Raw genomic sequence first — 22,714 nt, forward strand, 5'->3', positions numbered from 1 at the left:
AAAGAACGGCAAGGAGGCCGCCTTGGAGAGCCCGCCACTGACCGGCACGGCCACCCAACCGGGCAGGCAGCGCTGGCTGCGCCTGATCCCGATCGTGTTCGTCACCTACAGCCTCGCCTACCTGGACCGCTCGAACTTCTCGATCGCCGCGGCCGGTGGCATGTCCGAGGACCTGGGCATCACGAGTTCGACGTCCGGCCTCATCGCCGCGTCGTTCTTCGCCGGCTACTTCCTGCTGCAGGTCCCGGGCGTGCTCTACGCCGACCGCCGCAGCGTCCGCGACCTGATCTTCTGGTCGGTCCTGGCTTGGGGCGCGCTCGCCACGCTCCAGGGCCTGCTCAGCTCGGTCCCGCTGCTGATCGTCGTCCGCTTCCTGCTCGGCGCGGTCGAGGCCGCCGTGCTGCCCGCGCTGGTCGTCCTGCTCGCCCGCTGGTTCACCAAGGCCGAACGCGGCCGCGCCAACGCCTTCCTCATCCTGGGCAACCCGGTCACCGTGATGTGGCTGTCCGCCGCCTCCGGCTACCTCATCGAGGCCACGAGCTGGCGCGGCATGTTCATCATCGAAGGCGTGCCCGCCCTGATCTGGGCGTTCTACTTCCGCGCGCAGGTCCGCGACCGGCCTGCCGACGCGCCGTGGCTCGCCCCGGCCGAACGCGAGGCCGTGGACACCGCGATCGCCGCCGAGCAAGCCGAGCTCGCGAGCACCGCCGCCGACAACTCGGGAGTGCACCCGCTCCGCGAAGCCCTGCGCACCCCTGCCGTGCTGGTCCTGTCCGCGCAGTACCTCCTGTGGAGCATCGGCGTGTACGGGTTCGTGTTCTGGTTGCCGTCGATCGTGAAGGCCGGATCGTCTGCCGGCATCGGCGCCACCGGCCTCCTCTCGGCGGTCCCCTACGCCTTCGCTGTCGTCGCGATGCTGCTCAACTCACGCCGCTCCGACCGCACCACCCAGCGCATCCGCTACGTGTGGCCGTGGCTGCTCGGCGGCGCGGTCACGTTCTACGGTTCCTACCTGGCGGGCCACGACGCGTTCTGGCTGTCGTTCCCGCTGCTGGTCCTCGCCGGGATCGCGATGTACGCGCCCTACGGCCCGTTCTTCGCGATGATCCCGGAGCTGCTGCCGCGCCGCACCGCCGGTGTCGCCGTGGCGCTGGTCAACGCCGCCGGCGCGCTCGGTGGCTTTCTCGGCACGTACCTGGTGGGCTGGTTGCGCACCGCGACCGGCACCGACGCCGCCGCGTTCCTGATGCTGGCCGGCACGATGGCCGCGTCCGCGCTGGTCCTGCTCGCCGTCCGCACCCCGAAGAGGAAGGTCGCATGACGCCCCGAGTTCTGCTGCCCTGGTCCGATCTCACCGTTCCGGACGGCCTGGAAACCGCCTGCTACGACGGCACCGGCACGCCACCCGCCCTGGACGGCGTCGAGTTCTACGTGCTGCCCTACGACAGCGGCCCCGAGCCGCCGAAGCTGATCGCGAAGATGCCGTCGCTGAAGGCGGTGCAGTCGCTGTCCGCCGGTGTCGACAGCCTCCTGCCGCTGATCCCGGACGGCGTCACCCTCGCCAACGGCCGCGGCCTGCACGACCTCAGCGTCGCCGAGCACACGCTCGCCCTGATCCTCGCCGCGCAGCGGAACCTGCCGCGCTGGTTCCGGCAGCAGGGCACCGGCTCGTGGGACCGCGAGCACACCCGGTCGCTGGCGGACGAGCGTGTCCTGCTCGTCGGGTACGGCTCCATCGGCAAGGCGATCGAGCGGTACCTCGTAGCCGGGGAAGCCGATGTCGTGCGTGTCGCGAGCACCGCGCGTGAGGGTGTGCACGGCATCGACGAGCTGCCGGAACTTCTGCCGTCCGCGGACATCCTGGTGCTGATCCTGCCGGACACCCCCGCCACCCGCGGCCTGATCGGGGCGCCCGAGCTGGCGGCCCTGCCGGACGGCGCGCTGGTGGTCAACGTCGGCCGCGGCACCGCGATCGACACTGCGGCGCTGACGAAGGAGGTCGTGTCGGGCCGGTTGCGGGCCGCGCTGGACGTGGTCGATCCGGAGCCGCTGCCCTCGGACCACCCGCTGTGGCGGGCGCCGGGCGCGATCATCACCCCGCACGTGGCGGGTGGTTCGGACTCGTTCTATCCCCGCGCGAAGCGGCTGGTGGAGCAGCAGCTGCAGCGGTTCGCGCGGGGCGAACCGCTGGTCAACGTGGTGCGGTGATCAGGACGCCTGCGCGTACTCCACCACGTAGTCGGCCGTGCAGACACAGCCGCCGTCGACCTCGTCGCACCGGACCGTCAGGCTGTGCCGCACCAGGTCGGTGTCGGTGCAGTCCGGTTCGGTGCACTCCACCAGGGCGTCCACGTGCAGGACGAGGGTGCCGTGGCAGTGGTCGAGGTCCCGTGCGCAGCTGGGGCACTCCATGTCTGACACCTTCCGCCGGTTCGTGTTGCGGCACCTTGGTACCACCGCGCTTCACCGGAAGGTGGGAGGAGGTCCCGGCGTGTCGGCGTGACGTCAGGCGCTCTTCGGCGAGCGGCGGCTGCGCGCCGGGGTCGCGGCCGGCTTCTTCGCGGCCGTGCGCTTGGCCGGTTTGCGTGCCTTCTTCGCCTCGCTGACGCTGGCCTCCAGCGCCGCCATCAGGTCGACCACGTCGGTCTTGGGCGAGCGCCCCTTCGGCCGGGTGGTCTTCTTGCCCGCGATCTTCGCCTCGATCACCGACTCCAGCGCCTCCCGGTACTGGTCGGTGTACTTGTCGGGGTCGAAAACCGGCTCGGACAGCGACTCGATGAGCGAGCCGGCCATGCTCAGCTCCTGCGGGCGGACCTGGGGCAGCTCGTCACGCAGGAACCCGAAGTCCGGGGTGCGCACCTCGTCCGGCCACAGCATCGTGGTCATGACCATCACGTCGGCGTGCACGCGCAGCAGCGCGAGGGTCTCGCGCTGGCGCAGGGCGACCTTGGCGATGGCGACGTTGCCGGACTTGTGCAGCGCGTCGCGCAGCAGCACGTACGGCTTGACCGCGGCCTTCTGCGGCTCCAGGTAGTAGTGGCGGTCGAAGTGCAGCGGGTCGATGGCCTCGAGCGGCACGAACTCCAGCACGTCGATGACGTTGGAGCTGGACAGCGGCAGCTCCTTGAGGTCCTCGTCGGTGATGACCACCATCTCGCCGTCGTCGGTCTCGTAGCCCTTGGCGATGTCGGCGTAGGGCACCTCTTCACCGTCGATGGTGCAGAAGCGCTTGTACTGGATGCGCCCGCCGTCGCTGACGTGCACCTGGCGCAGGGACACGTTCTTGTTCTCGGTGGCCGCGTAGAGGTTGATCGGGATCGTGACCAGCCCGAACGACACCGAGCCCTTCCACATCGATCGCATCGCCGGGCCCTCCGCTCCCTGCCGACATAACCGCAGGTCGGACGTTACGCGAGAACCGGTCGCGCCACCAGGCGGCCAGCCGGTCGCACCGGGGGCTCAGCCGCTGGTGGCACGGGTGATGCGGCCGGCCAGCGCGCGCAGGTGCGCGGCCAGTTCCGGCGGTTCGCGCACCTCGAACTCGCAGCCGAGGGCCAGCAGCCGGAACGCCAGCCAGTCGAGCGTGTCGGCGTGGGTCGCCAACCGGCACTCGGCCGGGCCGGTCGCCGTCAGCTCGCCGGCGTTCTCCACCCGCGGGCGCATCACCTCCAGCGGCGCGTGCAGGGTCACCACCGCCCGGTGCGTCGGCGCGGTGCGGTAGAGCTTCGCCGTGACGAAGGCCGCCGCGTCGTCTGCGGGCAGCTCGCGCGGGGTGGTGCGGGCGCCGGTGCTGTGGGGGCGGCGGACGCGGTCGACACGGAACAGGCGCCAGTCGTCACGGTCGACGTCCCACGCCACCAGGTACCAGCGGCGTCCCGCGGCGACCAGGCGGTGCGGTTCGGCCAGCCGGCGGGATTCGCGGCCCTCGGCGTCGTGGTAGCCGAACCGGACGCGCTCGTGGTTGACGATCGCGGCGGCCAGTGCGGCGAGGTCCTCGGGGACGACCGGCGGGCCGGGATCGGGCATCGGCACGGTCGCCGCGCCGAGCGTGCGCACCCGGCGGCGCAGCCGCGAGGGCAGCACCTGCTCGAGTTTCGCCAGCGCCCTGGCGGAGGCCTCGTCGATTCCCGCCACGGCCTGGCGCGTGGCGGTGCGCAGGCCGACCGCGATCGCGACGGCCTCCTCGTCGTCGAGCAGCAGCGGCGGCATCGCCGCGCCCGCCACCAGCCGGTAGCCGCCCTCGGCGCCCATCGTGGACTCCACCGGGTACCCGAGCCCGCGCAGCCGGTCGATGTCCCTGCGGATCGTCCGGGTGCTGACCGTGAGCCGCGCGGCCAGCTCGGTGCCCGGCCATTCGCGCGGTGTCTGCAGCAGGGACAGCAGTGTCAGCAGCCGCGCCGGGGTGTCCGTCATGGCTCCAGAATGCGACCGAACGGTGACGGAAACTGACCTAGTTCATCATTCCCTCAGCAACACGACCCCACCGATCACCGTCCGGGCGAACTAGGCTGTTGCGGTGGCGGGCACCCTTCCGAGCGAGCTCACCAGTTTCGTCGGCCGGCGGCAGGAGCTCGCGGACATCCGGCGGCTGCTGTCGGCCGCGCGCCTGGTGACGCTGACGGGACTCGGCGGGGTCGGCAAGACCAGGCTCGCGGTGCGGGCCGCGGTCGGATTGAAACGCGCGTTCCCGGACGGGGTGCACCTCGCCGAACTCGCGGACCTGGACGACCCGGCGTTGCTGCCGCAGACCGTCGCCACCGCGCTCGGCCTGCGGGACGAGGCCGTCGAGCCCGCGGACCGGCTCGCCCAGTTCCTCGGCGACCGCCAGGTGCTGCTGGTGCTGGACAACTGCGAGCACCTGACCGACGCGTGCGCGACGCTGATCGGCAAGCTGCTCGCGGCGACCAGCGGGCTGCGCATCCTGGCGACCAGCCGTCAGCGGCTCTCGGTCGAGGGCGAGCACCTGCTGCCGGTGGAACCGCTGAGCCTGCCCGACCGCAGCGGCACGACCGAGGGCACCAGCGGCTGGGACGCGATGGCGCTGTTCGCCGACCGCGCCGCCGCCGTGTCGCCGGGGTTCGCGCTCACCGCCGAGAACGAGGCGCTGATCGCGATGATCTGCCGGCACGTCGAGGGGCTGCCGCTGGCCATCGAGCTGGCCGCGGTGTGGTTGCGCACGCTGTCGCTGACCGAGTTGAACGACCGCCTGGCCGACCGGTTCGCGCTGCTGAGCGAGGCCTCCCGCACGGCGCCGCCGCGCCAGCAGGGCCTGGAGGCGCTCGTCGACTGGAGCTACCGGCTGTGCCTGCCCGCCGAGCAGCGGGCGTGGGAGCGGCTGTCGGTGTTCCGCGGCGGGTTCGACCTGCCCGCGGCCGAGTTCGTGTGCGCGGGCGACGAGATCGGCGGCGATTCGGTCCTCGGACTGCTCGCCGGGCTGGTCGACAAATCGGTTCTGGTGCGGGTGCGGGAGACCTACGGGCACAACGCGCGCTACCGGATGCTGGAAACGCTCGCCGAGTTCGGCGCGGCGCGGCTCGCCGAGAACGGTGATCCGGCCGGTTCCACGCGGCGGCACCGCGATTTCTACCGGGAGCTGGCCCGCCGGTTCACCGAGGAGAAGATCACCTCGCGGCAGCAGGAGTGGATCTCCCGCATGCAGAGCGAGCACGCGAACCTGCGGGCGGCGCTGGAGTCGTGGCTTGAGGAGCCGGATCCGCGGCCGGCGCTGGAAATGGCGGGGAACCTGTCGACGTTCTGGATCGCGGGCGGGCACCTGCTGGAGGGCAGCCGATGGCTGGACCGCGTGCTCCAACTCGACGGCGGCCCGTCGCGGGAGCGGGCCCGCGCGTTGCACGCGTCGCTGCTCACCTGCACGTGGCTGGGGGTGCGGCGGGGGTTCGCCGGGCGGCTGCGCGAGTACCGGTCGATCGCGGCGGAACTGGACGACCCGGTGATCAGCGTCGAGTTGCTCGTGTGCGAGGGGGTGAGCCGCTACTTCCTGGGCGATCCGCGGCGGGCGTGCGAGTTGCTGGAGGAGGCGCACGAGGTGTGCCGGGCGGCCGGGCACGACGGGCTGGCGTTGCAGATCCTGCCGTACCTGGCGCTGGCGCGGTTCGTGCTCAGCGAGCCGAACGCCGAGGAGGCCGGGGAGCAGGCGGTCGATCTGTGCGCGGCGCACGGGAACCCGCCCTGGTACACCGCCCTGGCGGTGTGGGTGCTGGGGCTGGCGCTGTGGCGGCGCGGCGACCTGCAGCGCGCGGAACGCCTCCAGCGCGACGCGATCCGCCTGCGCGAACCGGCGGGTGATCATTCCGGGATCGCGCTGAGCCTGGAGTCGCTGGCCTGGTGCGCGGCGTCCGACCGGCGGTTCAACCGGGCGGCGCGGCTACTCGGCGCGGCCGCGACCGCGTGGCGCTTGTCCGGCGCCGGGCGGATCGAACCGGCGCTGCAGCAGGTTTCGCAGACGCACGCCGCGCTCCCGGCGCGGGAGGCCCTGGGACGGCAGGTGTTCGAGCAGGAGTACGCGCGCGGGGCGTCGATGACGTTCGACAAGGCGGTGGCGTTCGCCCTGGACGAGCGGCGGATGTCGGCGACGCCGGCCAGCCCTTCGCGCAACCCGCTGACCGCCCGCGAATCGGAAATCGCCGCGCTGGTCGCGAAGGGACTGAGCAACCGGCAGATCGCCGGGCAGCTCGTCATTTCCCAGCGCACGGCCGAAACGCACGTCGAGCACATCCTCGCCAAACTGGGGTTCACTTCACGCAGCCAGATCGCTGCTTGGGTCACGGCCAATGAGGCGTGATTTTTGTGGCGGGGGTTGGTGTTGGCTTGGCGATGCTGGTTGTTGGTGCTGCTTGTTGCCAGAGTTTGGTGCTTGGTGGTTCGGTGCCGATTGTCGGTGGATGGCTTCGGACGGGGTGGGCGGCTTGGGCTGCAGGGTGAAGGCATGAACGGACCGTTCATCCGCGCGTGACTGGACGTTTCGTGTGCGCGGTAGGTCGGGCCCTTCTCCGCGGGACCCGAGGTGTTGCCGGTATGAATGGACCATTCACCGAGGCACGGTTGGGCATCTCGCGGCAGGGAAGCCATGAATGGGCCATTCATCGCCGCACCACTGGGCATCTCGCGCAGCCTCAAGCCGTGAACGGACCATTCATCGCCGCACGGCTGGCCATGTCGCCACGTGCAAGCCATGAATGGACCGTTCACCGGCGCGTGGCTGGACACCTCGCACCACCAAACTCATGAACGGACCATTCACCGCTACACGACAGGGCATCTCGCGCGTCGCAAGCCATGAACGGACCATTCATCGCCACACCACACGGCACTCGTGCCGCCCGAGCTCACGAACCGGACCGTTCACCGGCGCGCGGCCGGACACCTCGCACCACCAAACTCATGAACGGACCATTCACCGCTACACGACAGGGCACCTCGCTCGCCCCAAGCCATGAACGGACCATTCACCCCCACACCACCGCCCCCCTCGCGCGGGCCACCCGAACCCCACCGCGGATTCAACCGACCTCCACCCCCTCCCGCCGGCCCCTGCGCCCGATCCGCCCGAGCCGCGCCGGCACGTCGAAACCGACCAGCAGCGCCGTGAGCACCGTCAGCCCGGCCGCGAACCACCCCAGCGCCGGCCCCAGCCCGATGTGCCCGGCCACCTGCGCGCCGAGCAGCGGGGCGACCGCGCCGCCGAGTGCGCCGACGTTGTAGGTGAACCCGAGGCTCGCCGCGCGGAGGCGGGTCGGGAAGTGGTCCCCGATGTACTTCGGCAGCAGCCCGGATATCCCGGAACTGGTGCCCTGCAACACGAACAGCAGCAACCAGACCAGCACGATGCTGCCCGGGCCGAGCGCGAACGCCGGGAACATGAACACCAGCGACAGCAGCAGCCCGCCCACGTACGTCGCGCGCGTGCCGAACCGGTCGCCGACCACCCCGGCCAGGCACGAACCGGCCGCATACCCGAGCCCGGCCCAGGTCAGCGCATTGGCCACCTGCCCGGCGTTGTAGTGCAGCTCCGTCTTCAGGTACGTGGGCAGGAGCGACTGGATCGGCCACGAGTACAGAAACGCGCAGAACACGGTCAGCATCAACCCCACCGCCACCGGCCAGGCTCGGCCGCTGATCTGCACCCCGAACACCACGAACCCCACCACGCACAGCGCGATGTACAGCGGATACAGGCTCCCCGCGTGCCCCGAGAAGATCAGCACCAGGCAGGTCGCCAGCACCACCGCCACGACCATGTTGAGCGGCGCCCACCGCCGGTTCAACAACGCCGTCGCGCTCGTCGAGCCGCCGCCAGACCCGACCTCCTCGGTCCAGTCCTTCGCCTCGGGCAACGTGCGCCGCAGCCACAGCGCCACGAACACCGGCAGGATCCCCAGCCAGAACAGCCACCGCCAGCCGAAGCTCGGCACGATCAGGTCGTAGGCACGCGCAGCGAGCACCGTGCCGATCGGGTACGCCGACAGCAGGAACCCCGTCGCCCGGTTGCGCAGGCCCTTCGGCCAGCTCTCCATCACATACGTGCTGCTGGAGCCGTACTCGCCCGCCATGCCGAGGCCGACGACGACCCGGAAGATGAACAACGACCAGTAGTCCCAGGCGAACCCGCACAGCGCCGTGCCGACCGCGTAGAGCACGATGGACGCGATCATCGCCGGGCGGCGGCCGAAGCGGTCGCCGAGCGCGCCCAGCGCGAGCCCGCCCAGCCAGCGGGACACGAAGGCGGCCGACACCAGCGTGGACGCGGTGGCCAGCGACAGGTCGAACTCGTCGCGCAGCTCGGTGAGCACCAGCGTGATGATCACGAAGTCGAAGCCGTCGAGCAGGTAGCCGAGCCACGCTGCGCCGAACGCCTTCCACTGGCCCGGACCGAGCCGGCGGTACCACGGGTTCATGTTCCGTACCTCTTCATCGAGGGCTAGTCGTGGGACGTTGGACGTCGTATGATGCTGCGGACGTTAGCCGACGATTCCGGATGGTGGCAAGAGTGCGGACACTGCGCAGCCAGGAACTGGCCGATTCGATCGTCGAGCTGATCGACCGGCGGCGCCTCGGGCCCGGCGATCCCCTGCCGCCGGAACCGCGGCTGATGGAGGAGTTCGGCGCGGCCCGCAACTCGGTCCGCGAGGCGCTGCGCACCTTGCAGGCGCTGGGCATCGTCGAAATCCGCCACGGCTACGGCACGTTCGTCGGCGCGGCGAGCATGACCGCGCTGAGCCCGTCGCTGCTGTTCCGCACGCGCGCCCGCTCGCGCGACGACCTGAGCGGGCTGCGCGATCTGCTGGAGGTCCGGCAGATCCTGGAGACCGAGCTGACCCGCAAGCTCGCCCGGCAGCGCGACGACGAACTGCTCGAACAGCTCGCCGAGCGGGTGCGCCGGATGTCCGACCCGGCCACCGCCACGGCCGCCGACGGCGAGTTCCACGAGCTGATCTGCACCGCCGCGGGCAACGAGCTGGCCGCCGAGCTGATCCGCCTGTTCTGGAGCGTCTACCGGCAGACCGAGGCGCTCATCGGCGCGCCGCGCACGCCGTCGGACGCGCTGGTCGCCAAGCACCAGCGGATCGTCGACGCCATCGCCGGGGGCGACCCGGAGGCGATCGACGACGCCGTGCGCCACCACTTCGACGAGGTCCGGAGCCGGCTCACCTGATTGTGGCGTATTCGATTTTCGCCCGTAACGAGTGAAGTCGGGTGGACGTCCGCACCGCTGCGAGAGGACCCTGGGTCCCAGGAGCAGAAGGGGTGGGGCGATGGCGACAGTGGCCGAGCAGATGGTGCGGATCCTGCGGGACAGCGGTGTGCGCCGCATCTACGGGATCGTCGGCGACAGCCTGAACCCGGTCGTGGACGCGGTGCGCCGCACGCCGGGCATCGAGTGGGTGCACGTCCGGCACGAGGAGACGGCGGCGTTCGCCGCGGCCGCGGAAGCGCAGATCACCGGGCGGCTCACCGTGTGCGCGGGTAGTTGCGGCCCGGGGAACCTGCACCTGATCAACGGTCTCTACGACGCGCACCGCAGCGGCGCACCGGTGCTGGCGATCGCCTCGCACATCCCGTCCAACCAGATCGGCACCGGGTTCTTCCAGGAGACCCACCCGGAGCAGTTGTTCGCCGAGTGCAGCCACTTCAGCGAGCTGGTGTCGCAGGCGGACCAGATGCCGCGGCTGTTGCGGATCGCGATGCAGACCGCGGTCGGGCGCGGCGGGGTGTCGGTGCTGAGCATCCCGGGTGACGTGTCGGAGCGGCGGGCGACCGGCTCCGCGGCCGAGTCGGTGCACCTGGTCGAGCCGTCGCCCGTGGTGCCGCGGGAGGCGGCCATCGCCGAGCTGGCCGAGGTGCTCGACAGTGGCGAGAAGGTGATGCTGTTCGCCGGCGCCGGCTGCCGGGACGCGCACGACGAGGTGATGGCGCTGGCCGGCCGCCTGCTCGCGCCGGTGGGCCATTCGCTCGGCGGCAAGGAGTGGATCCAGTTCGACAACCCGTACGACGTCGGCATGAGCGGGCTGCTCGGGTACGGCGCGTGCTACGACGCGATGCACGAGGCGGACCGCGTGGTGTTGCTGGGCACGGACTTCCCGTACGACGGGTTCCTGCCGCAGGCGCACACGGTGCAGATCGACACGAACCCCGCGCACCTCGGCCGCCGCACGCCGCTGGACCTGGCCGTGCACGGCTCGGTGAAGGAGACGCTCGCGGCGGTGCTTCCCCGCCTGCGGCAGCGCACCGACCGGTCCTTCCTGGACCGCATGCTGCACGAACACGCGCGGCGGCTGGAGAAGGTGGTCGACGCGTACACGAAGGACATCGAGCACCACACGCCGATCCACCCCGAGTACGCGGCCGCGGTGCTGGACGAGGTCGCCGCCGACGACGCGGTGTTCACTGTGGACACCGGGATGGGCAACGTGTGGGCGGCGCGGTACCTGACGCCGAACGGGCGGCGCCGGGTGATCGGCTCGTTCCGCCACGGCAGCATGGCGAACGCGTTGCCGCACGCCATCGGCGCCGCGCTGTCCTCGCCTGGCCGCCAGGTGGTGTCCATCTCGGGCGACGGCGGGCTGGCGATGCTGATGGGCGACCTGCTGACGCTGTCGCTGTACGACGTGCCGGTGAAGGTGGTGCTGTTCAACAACGCGTCGCTGGGCATGGTGAAACTGGAGATGCTCGTGGACGGCCTCCCGTCCTACGGCACCGACCACACGCCGGTCGACTTCAGCGCGATCGCCGCGGCGTGCGGGATCTGGTCCACGCGCGTCGACCACCCGGGCGAGGTGCGGTCGGCGCTGACGAAGGCGTTCGAGCACCAGGGGCCCGCGCTGGTCGAGCTGACCACCGACCCCAACGCGATGTCCATCCCACCCAAGATCACGAGCGAGATGCTGCGGGGCTTCGCGCTGGCCGCGAGCAAGACGGTGCTGAACGGCGGGGTGGGCAAGATGGTCGAGCTGGCGCGCAGCAACCTGCGGAACATCCCGCGTCCCTGAAGCCCCTGTCCGAAGCCGGATCCGGGCCACCGGGCCGAGGGATGGTTCACCAGGCCCGGCTTGGTTCCGACGGGCCGAGTCGATCGGGTGGGTCTGGGACCACCCTGGTCGCAACCGCCCGGGGCGGCGGGGTCGCACAAATCACCCGCCAAGAACGGCTGCCGCTACCCTGCCCGTCGGACCGTTCGCAACAACTTCCACCGAGTGGGCGAGCGCGGGCCGCCGGTTGACCGAAGTGCCGCATGTGGGACTGGCAGCCCGCAGCTAGGGTCGGCTCGTGCTGGTTCTGCGTTCGATCGGTCTGTTCGTGCTGGCGGCGCTCGCCGAGATCGGTGGCGCCTGGCTCGTCTGGCAGGGCGTCCGCGAGCACCGCGGGTGGATCTGGATCGGCGCGGGCGTGATCGCGCTCGGGTTGTACGGCTTCGTCGCCACGCTGCAGCCGGACGCCAACTTCGGCCGCATCCTCGCCGCCTACGGCGGTGTGTTCGTCGCCGGCTCGCTGGCCTGGGGCGTGGTCGCCGACGGGTACCGGCCCGACCGGTTCGACGTGATCGGCGCGCTCATCTGCCTCGCGGGCGTCGCGGTCATCATGTACGCCCCGCGCGGCTGAACATCGTTTCGTGCACCTCGCCTACGCCTTCGGCACCCCGTCGGTCACGGTGTTCGGCCCGTCACGCTACTGGTTTGCGGGACGGCGGAAGTGGTAGCCGGGAGCGGACGAAGGGAGGCGATCGTGCCGGACGAGAAGCACGACGAGCTGGCCGAGTCGAGGCAGGCGCTGGCCGAGGCGAAGGAAGCGGCGCGGGACGCGAAGCTCACGCGGCCCCACGAGCAGGCCGAGCAGGAGGGCGCCCCGGCCGAACACCCGCCCCACCAGGAGGACGACGACCACTTCTCCCCCTCCTGAGGGCCCGCGGCCTACGAGCGCACCGCCGCCGCGACCTCGGCCACCAGGCCCGGCTCCGCCTCGTACGGCAGGTAGAGCGTCGCGCGCGTGAACAGATCGCCGTAGCGGCGCCGCACCTCGGCCGCGACCTCGTCGGGCTTGCCCACCACCGCGATCGCGGCCAGCAGCTCGTCGTCGACGAGCGTGCCCATCCGCTCCCACTCGCCACGACGGGACAGCCGGTGCAGCTCGTCACCCAGCTCGCCGCGGTCGTGCAGCTCCAGCACCCCGCGGTAGGCCGGCGTCGATCCGTAGAACGCGATCTGCCGCCGCGTGCCCGCGAGCGCGGCGGCGATCTCGGCGTCCGTCCGGCCGGTCACCACCATGGGCGAGCCGACCAGTTCGAAGCCGTCCAGTGAGCTCCGCCCGGACCGCAGCGCAGGCACCGTCACCTCGCGCAGGTACCGCTCGGTGGTGAACCCGTGGCACAGGAAGCCGTCCGCGACCTCGCCCGCCGCACGTGTCATGCCCTCCCCCACACCGGCGAGCAGCACCTTCGGCGGACCGTACGGGTGCGGCGGCGGCGTGAACATCGGGGTCATCACCGTGTGGGTGTAGAACTCGCCCCGAAAGTTGAGGCGCCCACCGGTCTGCCAGCTGTCCCAGATCGCCCGCAGCGCCAGCACGAACTCGCGCATCCGGGCGGCCGGTTGCGACCACGGCATCGAGAACCGCCGGGTGACGTGCGTCTTGATCTGCGTGCCGAGGCCGAGCAGCAGCCGTCCACCGGAGAGTTCCTGCAGGTCGTTCGCGGTCTGCGCGACCGTCATCGGGTTGCGCGCGAACGCCACCGCGATCGCCGTGCCGAGCGTGACGTGCTCGGTGACCGTCGCGCCGAGCGCGAGCGGCAGGAACGGGTCGTGCCTGACCTCGGTGGTCCACACGCCGTCGAAACCGTCGCGCTCGGCCCGCCGCATCGTCTCCCGGCAGTCGGCCGGACTTTCGAACGGGACCGCGAAATCGACCTTCACCCTACGAACGCTACCGCCTGCGGTTCCGGAACAGGCACTCCTGCGCGAGGCTCGCCAGCAGCACGCCGTCCCGGGTGCGGACGGTGCCGGTGTACCAGCCGCGGCCGCCCGCGACGCTCTGCGGCACCAGGTCCATGTGCACCCACTCGTCGAGGCGGCCCGGCCGGTGGAACCACACCGCGTGGTCCAGGCTCGACGACGCGGACGCCTCGTCGTTGCCGAAGGCCGCGACGCCGGACGAGATGTCCGAGAGGTAGGTCAGGACGCAGGCGTGGATGAGCGGGTTGTCGGGCAGGTCGAGCTCGCAGCGTGCCCAGAAGCGGGTCGGCCACTGGCCGTCCGGATAGGGCTGCGGCGGCAGCGCGCCCTGCATCGAGAAGAGCCGCGGCATGCCGCCACCGGGCAGCTGCTCCGGGTCGCCTTCGGGACGCTCGGGGTGGGCCTCGCGGTCGACGCCCTCCTCGCGGCGGTGGAAGGACGCCGACATGTTGAAGATGACCTCGCCGTTCTGCACGGCGACCACCCGGCGGGCGGAGTAGGAGCCGCCGTCGCGGTCCCGGTCGACGTGGAAGATCGTCGGGCGCGTCGCGTCACCCGGGCGGAGGAAGTAGCCGTGCAGCGAGTGCGGCAGCCGGTCCTCCGGCACCGTGCGCCCGGCCGCGGCGAGCGCCTGCGCGGCGACCTGGCCCCCGTAGAGCGGCAGGGGGTCGTCGAACACGAGGTTGGCGCGGTAGAGGTCGCGGTCGATCTCCTCGAGGTCGAGCAGGTCGGCCAGGGTGGGCTCGTCCACCGCTTTCTCACTGACGGCGTGCATTACCGCACGGTAATACAGGAGGCACACGCGGCCAGGCGCTGGTAGACAGGCATCACAACGGAAGTGGCGGCCGAGCGCGGGGCGGCGCGGCCGCTGCTGAACCTGGGTCAGGCGGCGTGACGCTGTCCCTTCGCGACGGCGTCCTCGACGGCGCCGGCCAGCACGGCGTGGCCCTTGGCGGTGGGGTGGACGTCGCAGCCGCCGGTGGGCAGTGCGATCAGCAGGCCGGCCGCGCACGGGTCGCCGCCGGTGGCCCGGGACGCCTCCTGGAACGCGCCGAAGCCGTCAGCCACTACGCCACCGAACCGGAGGGTGGGCCCGGCGAGTGCGGCGTTGAGGGCCTGGACCTGCGCGACCGCGACCGGATCGCGGTAGTCGAGCGCGTAGTAGGACACCAGCACCAGGTCGTGCCGGTACCGGGCCGCACCGCGCAGAGCCGCGAAGATGGTGGTCAGGTTGCGGCTGATCCGCTGCAGCGCGACCGGGAAACTGGCCCCGGTGCACTGGTCGGGCGTGGTCTGCTGGCACACGAGCAGGTCGTTCGCGCCGATGTCGATCGTGACGAGCCGGGTGCGCGGGTGCGTCTTGAGGAACCACACGGCGTACTCCAGCTGGGTGCCGGAGTAGCTGACGTGCAACGGGTAGATCGTCCGGTAGCCGAACGGGGACCCGACCGAGTTCTCGCAGCCGTTGCTCTGCGCACCGGGGATGATCATGCTGGCGGTCGTCTCACCCGGGCAGGACGCGTTCGTCACATTGGGCGAGTACCGCTCCGGGTAGCCGGCGAAGTTCGAGGCGTCGAAGTAGTCGGCGGGTGGAGTCACCGCCGGCGGACGGTAACCGAACGCGACCGAGTCGCCGAGGGCGAGGTAGTCGTGCTGCGCGGCCGAGGCGGGCGTGACCGAGAACAGGACCAGCAGGAGCGCCGCGCCGATCCACCCGAAGCGTCGCATCACGAAACCTCCTCGCCGCGTTGCGATGGCCCTCCATTTTCGCTCACCTCGCCGAGTCGCGCAGGGCATCGCGCTCGGTGGGACACTGATCCTCATGCGGCAGCTCGACGACGCCCAGCTGGCCGCGGTCGAGCGCCGCCTGGCCGACGCCGGTTGCCGTCTGCTCGCGGGCACCCTGGTGGATCCCGCGGGGGTGACGCGGGCGAAGTTCGTGCCGCCGCACCGGGCGCGAGACTTCCACCGCGCGGGTCTGGGCGCCTCCCCCAGCTGGCACGTGTTCTGCATCGACAACGCGATCGCGTTCACCCCAGAGCTGGGCGTGGTCGGCGACCTGCGGCTGCGTGCCGACCTGGACGCGCTCCGGCTCCTCGGCGACGGGTTGGCCTGGGCGCCTGCCGAGGTGTCCACACAGGACGGTGAGCCGAGCGGACTGTGCGCCCGGAAAGCCCTGCGCGAGGTGGAAAACGCGCTCGCCGACCACGGCATCGTCGCGCGCGCCGGGTGCGAGCTGGAGTTCGTGGTCACCGACGCCTTCCCGCACTGGAACGCCTACGGCCTCAACCTCGCCGCCGAGCCGTTCCTCGCCGACCTGGCCGACGCCGGCCTGCCCGTCGAGCAGATCCACAGCGAGTACGGCGACGGGCAGTTCGAGTTCTCCCTCGCGCCGGCGAGCCCGGTCGAGGCCGCGGACGAGGTCGTGCTCGCCCGGTTGCTGACCAGCCGCATCGCGCGCCGGCACGGGTTGTCGGTCTCCTTTTCGCCGCTGCCCTACGCCGGCGGCAGCGGGAACGGCGCGCACCTGCACGTGTCCCTCGCGCGCGACGGCGTTCCGTTGCTCTCCGGCGGCGACGGCCCGCACGGCCTGACCGCCGACGGTGGCGCCGCCATCGCGGGGATCGTGACCGGTCTGCCGGAAACCCTCGCGGTGTTCGCCGGATCCGTCCTGTCCGGACACCGGCTCCAGCCGGACACCTGGTCCGGCGCCCACGCGTGCTGGGGCTGGGAGAACCGGGAGGCGGCCGTGCGGTTCTGCGCCGCCACCGCGGGCAACCCGCACGGCGCGAGCGTCGAGCTGAAGTGCGCGGACCCGTCGGCCAACCCGTACCTCGCGCTGGCGACGCTGCTCGGGCTCGCCCTCGACGGCATCACCCGGCGGTTGCCGTTGCCCCGGGAGGTCACCCGCAACCCGTCGGAACTGCCGGAGGTGCCCCGGCTGCCCGATCCGGCCACCGCACTGGACGCGTTCGTGGCGTCCCCGCTCGCGCGGCGGCTGCTCGGCCCGGAAATCGCCAGTGCGCTGACGGCGGTGCGCCGCCACGAACTGGACACCTACGGCAAGGCGGAGATCGACGTGCTGACCGGGAAGTTCAGGTTCACGTGGTGAGCGCGCTCGCCGAGCACGTCGCCGCCGCGCCGCTCGTGGACCACCACGTGCACGGCGCCTTCACGGTCGAGCTGGAGCGGGCCGAGTTCGAGGGGCACCTCAACGAGGGTTCGCCCGACCCGATCCCGCCGTGGATGACGCAGTTCGACTCGCAGCTCGGGTTCGCGGTGCGGCGGTGGTGCGCGCCGGTGCTCGACCTGCCCGAGCACGCCCCGGCCGACGAGTACTGGAAGCGCCGCACGGAGCTCGGCGTGGCCGAGGTGACGCGGCGGTTCCTCGGCGGCGCCGGCGTGAGCGACTGGATCGTCGACACCGGGTACGCCACCAGTTCGCTGCTCGGGCTGGAGGGCATGGAGTCGGCCTCCGGCGCGCGGGCGCACGAGGTGGTGCGGCTCGAGGCGCTGGCCGAGGAGCTTGCGCTGGAGAACGTGTCCGGGCGCGACTACGCCGACGCGTTCACCGCCCGGCTGGCCGCGCGCGCCGAGAACGCGGTGGGGGCCAAGTCGATCCTGGCCTACCGCACCGGATTCGACATCGACCTGACCCCGCCGTCACCGGCCGAGGTGACGGCGGCGGCGGACCGGTGGCTGGACACGGCGGGCGACGAGCCGCGGATGGACGACGAGGTGCTGATCCGGTTCGGCCTGCACGCGGCGATCGAGCGGGGCCTGCCGCTGCAGCTGCACACCGGCATCGGCGACCGGGACCTCGACCTGCGTCGCGTCAACCCGTTGCACCTGCTGGACTTCCTGCGCGCGACGCCGGACGTGCCGGTTCTGCTGCTGCACTGCTACCCGTACCACCGGGAGGCCGGGTACCTGGCGCAGGCGTTCCCGAACGTGCACTTCGACGTGGGGCTGGGCATCAACCACACGGGGGTGCGCAGCGTGGCGGTGGTGGCGGAGTCCTTCGAGCTGGCGCCGTTCGCGAAGCAGCTGTACTCGTCGGACGCGTGGGGGCCGCCGGAGCTGCACTACCTCGGCGCGCTGCTGTGGCGCCGCGCGGTGACCACGACGTTCGGCCGGTGGGTCACCGACGGCGACTGGCCGGAAGCCGACGCGCGGCGCGTGGTGACCATGATCGCGCGCGACAACGCGCGGCGCGTGTACCGGCTTTGAGCGGCGCGGTGCTGTAACTGGACTCACGCTTGCCGCGGCCTTCCCGTCAGCGTGATCGAACCAGCCGAAGGGATCACTTTGGCGGGACGGGTGCCTGAACGCCAAACGCCCGAGGAACCAACAGTTGCCATCTCCGCTGGGAGCGTCGTCCGTGGCGCTGAAGTCCCGTCACAGACCGCTGGCATCGTCGTCCACCGCCTGAGAAGGATCGAGGACGTGATCGACGAGTTGCTCACCGATCTCGACGGCTCCAAGCAGGCCCGCCGAAACGGCGTGCCGCTCGCGTGAACAAACGTACCGCCGAAATTTCGCCACAAGCACGTCGTCGGGCCGCGATCGAACTCGATCGAGCCACCCGCCAGGACGGCAGTTCGGTTCGGACGATCTCCGGCGGCTTGCCAGGGCTCGGAAAGAGCCATTAAGTCGAGCTGAGCAGACCCTGTGCGGCCAGCACCAGCCCTGCAGCTCATCAGCCCTGGCCGCGCAGCCGGTCGAGCAGGCGGCGGTCCCGCTTCGTCGGGCGGCCCGCTCCGCGCTCGCGGCGGGCGACCGGCGTCAGGGCCTCCGGCGGGGGCGCCGGGGTGCGGTCGATGTAGCACGTGGCCGCGTCGGGGGCGCCCACCCGTTTTTCGATGACCCGCACGACCTCGACGATCCGCGTCCGGTCATGGACGCGCGCCCGCACCGTGTCGCCGGGGTGTACGCCCGTCGCGGGCTTCGCCGGGCGGTCGTTGACCCGCACGTGCCCGCCGCGACAGGCCGCGGCCGCGTCGGATCGGGTCTTCGTCAGACGGACCGCCCACAGCCAGCGGTCCACGCGCGTGGACTCCATGGTCATCCATCTTGCCTCGCCGGCGCCTTGACCGGCAGGATCGCCGCCAGCCCGGCTGCGAGGATCAGCACGATCCCCGCCATCCCGGCGCGCTGGCTGTCGAAGATCGCGATGAACCCGCTGAACGCCAGCGGCCCCAGGAAGCTCACCGCCCGCCCGGTGGTCGCGTACAGGCCGAACGCCTCGCCCTCCCGCTCCGGCTCGACGATCCGCGCCAGGAACGTCCGGCTCGCGGCCTGCGCCGGGCCCAGGAACACCGACAGCGCCAGCCCGCACACCCAGAACGTCGCCTTGCCGGGCAGCACGGTCAGCGCGACACCGATGATCACCAGCGCGATCAGCGACGTCACGATCACGGTCTTGGGCCCGAGGCGGTCGTCCAGCCTGCCACCGCTGACCGCGCCGATCCCGGCGGTCACGTTCGCCACGATCGCGAACATCACGACCTCGGTCTGGCTGAACCCGAACGTCCCGGCCGCGACCACGCCGCCGAACGTGAAGATCGCGGTCAGGCCGTCGCGGTAGATCGCGCTCGCGGCGAGGAACCACAGCGTCCGCCGGTCGGTCCGCCACAGGTGCGCCAGCCGCTTGACGAGCACCTTGTAGCCGGCGAAGAAGTTGCCCCTGGCCTGTTCGCGGGACGGCGGGTTCTCCGGCACGAACAGCAGCACCGGCAGGGCGAACACCAAGAACCACACCGCGACGAACAGGGCCACCGCGCGGATGTTCAGGCCGTCCTCGGAGGTCACGCCGAACAGCCCGACGTCCGGCTGCACGAACGCGAACAACACGATCGCGAGGGCGATGACGCTGCCGAAGTAGCCCATGCCCCAGCCGAAGCCGGACACGCGGCCCATCGTCTTCGGCGTGGACACCTGCACGAGCATCGCGTTGTAGTTGACCTCGGCGAACTCGAAGAACACGCTGCCGACCGCGAGCAGGAGCAGCCCGGCCAGCAGGTAGGACGGCTCGTCCTGGACGAAGAACAGCCCGGCCGTGCAGGCGATCGCGATGGCGCTGTGGATCCCGAGCCAGAGCTTGCGCCTGCCGCCGACGTCGCTGCGCTGCCCGGTGACCGGAGCCAGCAGGGCCACCGCCACACCGGCGATCGTCAGCGCGACGCCAAGCGCTTGCGACCCGCTTTCCGTGTCGGCGGCGACACCGTCGGTGAGGTAGACGGAGAAGACGAACGTGAGGATGACGGCGCTGAACGCGGACGCTCCCCAGTCCCAGAACGCCCAGCTCAGCACGGCTTTGCGCGCGCCCGGCGAGGCCTTGGCGGTGACGGTCACGGCATGATTGTCCACGAGCCGGATGAACCGCTCCGCCCGGCCGGGTGAACGGCGTCACGCGGTGACGGGGCTGGGGCTGCGCACTCTCGGCAATGGCTCGGCCACTCCACGCAGCAAGTCCGCCGCGGGAAGCGCGCCGACTGGCAAATGTTGACAACGTCACGGATGGTGCCCAGCGGTAACCCGGACGGCCCAATTGGCGATACCAGGGGTATCCGAAAGATCGCGGGAGGGGTTTCGCAGTGAGTTTGGGCCAGTCCAAGACTCCGGTCACCGACCGTCCGGTCTGGCTTGTCCTGACGGCGGTGTTCGCGGCGACCGCGGCGGTGCAGGTCTACCTGGCACTCGCCATGTCGGTGTGGTTGTCCGGCGTTCTGGCGATCGTGCTCGCCTTCGCCGCGGCGGGGTCACTGGCCGCCGCGGCGAAGGCGGTGCCGATCACACGTCGAAGTCGACCGTGAGCGCGTCGGACACCGGCAGCGACTGGCAGGTCAGTACGAACCCGTCGGCGACCTCGCTCTCCTCGAGCGCGAAGTTGCGGCGCATGTCCACCGCCCCGGCGGTCACCTTCGCCCGGCACGTGCCGCACACGCCGCCCTTGCACGCGAACGGCAGATCCGGCCGCGCGCGCTGAGCGCTGTCCAGCACCGGCACGTCCCGCGGCACAGCGAGCGTCGTGGCGCGGCCGTCGAGGATGATCGTCGCCTGGGTGACGACTCCGTCGAGCGGCTTCTCCTCGTGCCGCACCGGCTCCGGCGGCACGTCGTCCACATAGAACAGTTCCTGGTGGATCCGCGATGACGGCACTCCGGCGGCACGCAACCGTTCTTGCGCCACCGTGACCATCCCGAACGGCCCGCACAGCCACCAGTGCCCGACCGCCGACACGTCCGGGAACAGCGCCAGCAACGCGGACAGCTTCTCGCCGTCGAGCCGTCCGGTGAACAGCTCCGCCTCGCGCGGCTCGCGGGACAGCACGTGCACCAGCTCGAGCCGGTCCGGGTAGCGGTCCTTCAGGTCGGCCAGCTCGTCGGCGAACATCACCGTGTCCGTGCGGCGGTTGCCGTACAGCACCGTGACCGTCGCCGCCGGGTCACGCAGCACCGTCGCCGCGATCGACAGCACCGGCGTGATGCCCGAGCCGGCCGCGATGAGCACGTGGTGCTCCGGCACCGACAGGTCGGGCGTGAAGTTCCCGGTCGGCGTGCCGACCTCGATCTCGTCGCCCGGCCGCACCTGGTGCACCAGCCACGTCGAGAACAGCCCGTCCGGCACCTCGCGCACCCCGATGCGCGGCTTGCTGCCCTCGGGTGAGCAGATCGAGTACGACCGGCGCTCCTCGCGCCCGTCGATCGTCCGCCGCAGCGTGAGCGACTGCCCGGCGCGGAACGCGTAGGCCTCCGCCAGCTCCTCCGGCACGTCGAAGGTGACCGCGACGGCGTCGTCGCACAGGGGCGTCACCTCGGCCACGGTCAGCGTGTGGAAGTCGCCCCGCAGCCTCGATTTGGTGCTCGCGGTCACCTCAGATCTCCTTGACGTGCTCGAAGGGTTCGTCGCAGGACCGGCAGCGCAGCAACGACTTGCAGGCGGTGGCGCCGAACTCCGACACCAGCTCGGTGTCCGCCGACCCGCACCGCGGGCAGGACACCCGGCGCACCGGCGGGCTCAGCGTCAGCGGGACCGGCCCGGACGGCCGTCGCGGCGCGCTGCCCGGCGGCGCGATACCCGCCTCGGCCAGCGCCCGGCGCCCTCGCTCGCTGATCCAGTCGGTGCTCCAGGCCGGCTGCAGCACCGTGCGGACCTCGACGCGCGAGTAGCCGGCGCCCTGCAGCGCGTGCACCAGGTCGTCGCGCATGGTGTCCATCGCCGGGCACCCGGTGTAGGTGGGCGTGATCGACACCGTCACCGCACCGTCCTGTTCGGACACCTCGCGCAGCACGCCGAGGTCGGCCAGCGTCAGCATGGGCAGCTCGGGATCGCGGACCGTTTCCGCGACGGCGCGGGCGCTCACCATGTCGCCTCCGGATGGGCGCGGGCGACGCTCTGCAGCTCGGCCAGCAGGTAGCCCATCGCCTCGGTGTGCCGGCCGCCCCGTCCGGTCTGCCCGTTGACCCCGGCCTTGCCCGCGATCTCCGGGCGGGACAGGGAACCGGCGGCGAACACCTGCGCCAGCACGTCGTCGAACTCCTCGCGCACCGACGCCGGGTCGACCGCGACACCGGCCGCGGCCAGCCGCGACTCGGTCTCGTGCGGCACGAACAGCTCGTCCACGAACGGCCAGATCCCGTCCAGCCCGGCCTGCATCCGCTCGTGCGAGAACGCGGTGCCGTCACCGAGCCGCACGGCCCACTGCGCCGCGTAGTCGCGGTGGTAGGTCAGCTCCTTGACGCCCTTGTCGGCGATCGCGGCGAGCACCGGGTCCACCGACGACCGCAGCCGCTGGAACAGCGCCAGCCGCCAGGTCGAGAACACCAGCAGCACCGCGATCAGCTGCCCGAAGTCGCCGCGCTCCAGCTCCGCGAGCCGGACGTTGCGGAACTCGTGCTCGTCGCGGAAGAACGCGTAGTCGTCCTCGCCGCGGTCTGAACCATCGGCCTTGCCCGCGCGCGCCAGCAGCAGCCGCGCCTGGCCGAGCAGGTCGAGGCCGATGTTGGCGATCGCGACCTCGTCCTCCAGCTCGGGCGCGCGGGTGCACCACTGCTGCAGCCGGTGCGAGAACACCAGGGCGTCGTCGCCCAGCATCAGGCAGTACCGCGCCAGGTCATCACCGTCCACACCGGACGGCACCGAGGTGTCGACCCCGGCGAGCGGGTCCTCGAACCCGGTGCCGAACGCCCACCGCGAGTCGTCGTGAGCGTCGATCAAAGCCTCGTAGGCGTTGTCAAAGGACATCATCA

General features: G+C 71.4%; 23 protein-coding genes. 11 read left to right on the forward strand and 12 right to left on the reverse strand.

The window, feature by feature from the left end; translation table 11 throughout:
* The first annotated feature begins 22 nt into the window (after window positions 1–22).
* Both ACCP09_RS29920 and ACCP09_RS29925 read left to right on the forward strand, forming a co-directional pair.
* Window positions 23–1,321, forward strand: coding sequence for an MFS transporter (locus tag ACCP09_RS29920; protein ID WP_433751975.1), 1,299 nt, complete (start codon window positions 23–25; stop codon window positions 1,319–1,321).
* Entirely contained in the window at window positions 1,318–2,208 is an 891-nt protein-coding gene (locus ACCP09_RS29925) for a 2-hydroxyacid dehydrogenase (protein WP_027934712.1), read from the forward strand. Before ACCP09_RS29920 ends, ACCP09_RS29925 begins: the two co-directional genes overlap by 4 nt.
* Here ACCP09_RS29925 and ACCP09_RS29930 read toward each other — a convergent pair whose 3' ends face one another.
* The 3 genes from ACCP09_RS29930 to ACCP09_RS29940 form a co-directional block, all read right to left on the reverse strand.
* A complete protein-coding gene (locus ACCP09_RS29930; RefSeq protein ID WP_027934711.1) occupies window positions 2,209–2,412 on the reverse strand; it encodes a hypothetical protein in 204 nt (67 codons plus the stop codon).
* A gap of 93 nt (window positions 2,413–2,505) precedes the next feature.
* The gene (locus ACCP09_RS29935) at window positions 2,506–3,363 is read right to left on the reverse strand and encodes a Ku protein (protein WP_027934710.1); all 858 of its coding nucleotides are present in this window, start codon (window positions 3,361–3,363) and stop codon (window positions 2,506–2,508) included.
* Between the two features lie 96 nt (window positions 3,364–3,459).
* Window positions 3,460–4,413 carry a helix-turn-helix transcriptional regulator gene (locus ACCP09_RS29940; RefSeq protein WP_433751979.1) on the reverse strand — a complete coding sequence of 318 codons (954 nt, stop codon included), beginning with the start codon at window positions 4,411–4,413 and terminating at the stop codon, window positions 3,460–3,462.
* A 103-nt stretch (window positions 4,414–4,516) separates the two neighbouring features.
* Between ACCP09_RS29940 and ACCP09_RS29945 the strand changes: the two genes are divergently transcribed.
* Window positions 4,517–6,802, forward strand: a complete 2,286-nt coding sequence (locus ACCP09_RS29945) for an ATP-binding protein (protein ID WP_433751981.1) — start codon at window positions 4,517–4,519, stop codon at window positions 6,800–6,802.
* Between the two features lie 718 nt (window positions 6,803–7,520).
* Here ACCP09_RS29945 and ACCP09_RS29950 read toward each other — a convergent pair.
* Entirely contained in the window at window positions 7,521–8,915 is a 1,395-nt protein-coding gene (locus ACCP09_RS29950; protein ID WP_433751983.1) for a sialate:H+ symport family MFS transporter, read from the reverse strand.
* 92 nt (window positions 8,916–9,007) lie between these two features.
* Here ACCP09_RS29950 and ACCP09_RS29955 point away from each other — a divergent pair, with 92 nt between their 5' ends.
* The 4 genes from ACCP09_RS29955 to ACCP09_RS29970 all read left to right on the forward strand — a co-directional run bounded on the left by ACCP09_RS29955 (window position 9,008) and on the right by ACCP09_RS29970 (window position 12,414).
* Window positions 9,008–9,673, forward strand: a complete 666-nt coding sequence (locus tag ACCP09_RS29955) for a FadR/GntR family transcriptional regulator (protein WP_027934707.1) — start codon at window positions 9,008–9,010, stop codon at window positions 9,671–9,673.
* Between the two features lie 100 nt (window positions 9,674–9,773).
* Window positions 9,774–11,507: a pyruvate dehydrogenase gene (locus ACCP09_RS29960; protein WP_027934706.1), complete on the forward strand. Its 1,734-nt coding sequence runs from the start codon at window positions 9,774–9,776 to the stop codon at window positions 11,505–11,507.
* 277 nt (window positions 11,508–11,784) lie between these two features.
* Complete coding sequence (locus ACCP09_RS29965) at window positions 11,785–12,117, forward strand: YnfA family protein (RefSeq protein WP_378365243.1); 333 nt, start codon at window positions 11,785–11,787, stop codon at window positions 12,115–12,117.
* 123 nt (window positions 12,118–12,240) lie between these two features.
* The gene (locus ACCP09_RS29970; RefSeq protein ID WP_157360735.1) at window positions 12,241–12,414 is read left to right on the forward strand and encodes a hypothetical protein; all 174 of its coding nucleotides are present in this window, start codon (window positions 12,241–12,243) and stop codon (window positions 12,412–12,414) included.
* 11 nt (window positions 12,415–12,425) lie between these two features.
* Here the strand turns inward: ACCP09_RS29970 and ACCP09_RS29975 are convergent, their stop codons facing one another.
* The 3 genes from ACCP09_RS29975 to ACCP09_RS29985 form a co-directional block, all read right to left on the reverse strand.
* Window positions 12,426–13,424: a TIGR03617 family F420-dependent LLM class oxidoreductase gene (locus ACCP09_RS29975; RefSeq protein WP_433751986.1), complete on the reverse strand. Its 999-nt coding sequence runs from the start codon at window positions 13,422–13,424 to the stop codon at window positions 12,426–12,428.
* Window positions 13,425–13,434: 10 nt separating this feature from the next.
* Window positions 13,435–14,238 carry an acyl-CoA thioesterase gene (locus ACCP09_RS29980; RefSeq protein ID WP_027934703.1) on the reverse strand — a complete coding sequence of 268 codons (804 nt, stop codon included), beginning with the start codon at window positions 14,236–14,238 and terminating at the stop codon, window positions 13,435–13,437.
* A 107-nt stretch (window positions 14,239–14,345) separates the two neighbouring features.
* Window positions 14,346–15,191, reverse strand: a complete 846-nt coding sequence (locus ACCP09_RS29985; RefSeq protein ID WP_433751989.1) for an SGNH/GDSL hydrolase family protein — start codon at window positions 15,189–15,191, stop codon at window positions 14,346–14,348.
* Between the two features lie 94 nt (window positions 15,192–15,285).
* Here ACCP09_RS29985 and ACCP09_RS29990 point away from each other — a divergent pair, with 94 nt between their 5' ends.
* From ACCP09_RS29990 to ACCP09_RS30000, 3 genes are read left to right on the forward strand one after another with little or no spacing between them, the layout of a single operon-like run.
* The gene (locus ACCP09_RS29990; RefSeq protein WP_433751991.1) at window positions 15,286–16,575 is read left to right on the forward strand and encodes a glutamine synthetase family protein; all 1,290 of its coding nucleotides are present in this window, start codon (window positions 15,286–15,288) and stop codon (window positions 16,573–16,575) included.
* On the forward strand, window positions 16,572–17,693 hold the full coding sequence (locus tag ACCP09_RS29995; RefSeq protein ID WP_433751993.1) for an amidohydrolase family protein: 1,122 nt from the start codon (window positions 16,572–16,574) through the stop codon (window positions 17,691–17,693). The genes ACCP09_RS29990 and ACCP09_RS29995 overlap by 4 nt, the downstream gene beginning before the upstream one ends.
* Before the next feature lie 51 nt (window positions 17,694–17,744).
* Window positions 17,745–17,981 carry a hypothetical protein gene (locus ACCP09_RS30000; RefSeq protein ID WP_433751995.1) on the forward strand — a complete coding sequence of 79 codons (237 nt, stop codon included), beginning with the start codon at window positions 17,745–17,747 and terminating at the stop codon, window positions 17,979–17,981.
* A 181-nt stretch (window positions 17,982–18,162) separates the two neighbouring features.
* Here the strand turns inward: ACCP09_RS30000 and ACCP09_RS30005 are convergent, their stop codons facing one another.
* Entirely contained in the window at window positions 18,163–18,525 is a 363-nt protein-coding gene (locus ACCP09_RS30005) for an RNA-binding S4 domain-containing protein (protein WP_027934700.1), read from the reverse strand.
* 2 nt (window positions 18,526–18,527) lie between these two features.
* Window positions 18,528–19,817 carry an MFS transporter gene (locus tag ACCP09_RS30010; protein WP_433751998.1) on the reverse strand — a complete coding sequence of 430 codons (1,290 nt, stop codon included), beginning with the start codon at window positions 19,815–19,817 and terminating at the stop codon, window positions 18,528–18,530.
* 242 nt (window positions 19,818–20,059) lie between these two features.
* Here ACCP09_RS30010 and ACCP09_RS30015 point away from each other — a divergent pair, with 242 nt between their 5' ends.
* The gene (locus ACCP09_RS30015) at window positions 20,060–20,278 is read left to right on the forward strand and encodes a hypothetical protein (protein WP_020486725.1); all 219 of its coding nucleotides are present in this window, start codon (window positions 20,060–20,062) and stop codon (window positions 20,276–20,278) included.
* On the opposite strand, the gene paaE is transcribed toward ACCP09_RS30015, so the two are convergent.
* Genes paaE through paaC form a run of 3 tightly spaced genes read right to left on the reverse strand, consistent with a single transcriptional unit; the run spans window position 20,256 to window position 22,709 of the window.
* Window positions 20,256–21,338: a 1,2-phenylacetyl-CoA epoxidase subunit PaaE gene (gene paaE / locus ACCP09_RS30020; RefSeq protein WP_123685295.1), complete on the reverse strand. Its 1,083-nt coding sequence runs from the start codon at window positions 21,336–21,338 to the stop codon at window positions 20,256–20,258. The genes ACCP09_RS30015 and paaE overlap by 23 nt on opposite strands.
* 1 nt (window position 21,339) lies before the next feature.
* Window positions 21,340–21,831, reverse strand: a complete 492-nt coding sequence (gene paaD, locus ACCP09_RS30025) for a 1,2-phenylacetyl-CoA epoxidase subunit PaaD (protein ID WP_123685294.1) — start codon at window positions 21,829–21,831, stop codon at window positions 21,340–21,342.
* Window positions 21,825–22,709: a 1,2-phenylacetyl-CoA epoxidase subunit PaaC gene (gene paaC, locus ACCP09_RS30030; RefSeq protein WP_433752014.1), complete on the reverse strand. Its 885-nt coding sequence runs from the start codon at window positions 22,707–22,709 to the stop codon at window positions 21,825–21,827. The genes paaD and paaC overlap by 7 nt, the downstream gene beginning before the upstream one ends.
* Between the last annotated feature and the right edge of the window lie 5 nt (window positions 22,710–22,714).

Origin of the sequence: Amycolatopsis sp. 3B14, from assembly GCF_050958625.1 — a bacterium.
Taxonomy (GTDB): Bacteria; Actinomycetota; Actinomycetes; order Mycobacteriales; family Pseudonocardiaceae; genus Amycolatopsis_E; species Amycolatopsis_E thermoflava.

Excerpts from the sequence above, each read along its gene's own strand:
- ACCP09_RS29990 (WP_433751991.1), top strand. The coding sequence starts at position 15,286 with ATGCGGCAGCTCGACGACGCCCAGCTGGCCGCGGTCGAGCGCCGCCTG.
- ACCP09_RS30005 (WP_027934700.1), bottom strand. The coding sequence starts at position 18,525 with ATGGAGTCCACGCGCGTGGACCGCTGGCTGTGGGCGGTCCGTCTGACG.
- ACCP09_RS29930 (WP_027934711.1), bottom strand. The coding sequence starts at position 2,412 with ATGGAGTGCCCCAGCTGCGCACGGGACCTCGACCACTGCCACGGCACC.
- ACCP09_RS29985 (WP_433751989.1), bottom strand. The coding sequence starts at position 15,191 with ATGCGACGCTTCGGGTGGATCGGCGCGGCGCTCCTGCTGGTCCTGTTC.
- ACCP09_RS29925 (WP_027934712.1), top strand. The coding sequence starts at position 1,318 with ATGACGCCCCGAGTTCTGCTGCCCTGGTCCGATCTCACCGTTCCGGAC.
- ACCP09_RS29960 (WP_027934706.1), top strand. The coding sequence starts at position 9,774 with ATGGCGACAGTGGCCGAGCAGATGGTGCGGATCCTGCGGGACAGCGGT.
- ACCP09_RS29935 (WP_027934710.1), bottom strand. The coding sequence starts at position 3,363 with ATGCGATCGATGTGGAAGGGCTCGGTGTCGTTCGGGCTGGTCACGATC.
- paaD (WP_123685294.1), bottom strand. The coding sequence starts at position 21,831 with ATGGTGAGCGCCCGCGCCGTCGCGGAAACGGTCCGCGATCCCGAGCTG.
- paaC (WP_433752014.1), bottom strand. The coding sequence starts at position 22,709 with ATGTCCTTTGACAACGCCTACGAGGCTTTGATCGACGCTCACGACGAC.
- ACCP09_RS29980 (WP_027934703.1), bottom strand. The coding sequence starts at position 14,238 with ATGCACGCCGTCAGTGAGAAAGCGGTGGACGAGCCCACCCTGGCCGAC.
- ACCP09_RS29950 (WP_433751983.1), bottom strand. The coding sequence starts at position 8,915 with ATGAACCCGTGGTACCGCCGGCTCGGTCCGGGCCAGTGGAAGGCGTTC.
- ACCP09_RS29940 (WP_433751979.1), bottom strand. The coding sequence starts at position 4,413 with ATGACGGACACCCCGGCGCGGCTGCTGACACTGCTGTCCCTGCTGCAG.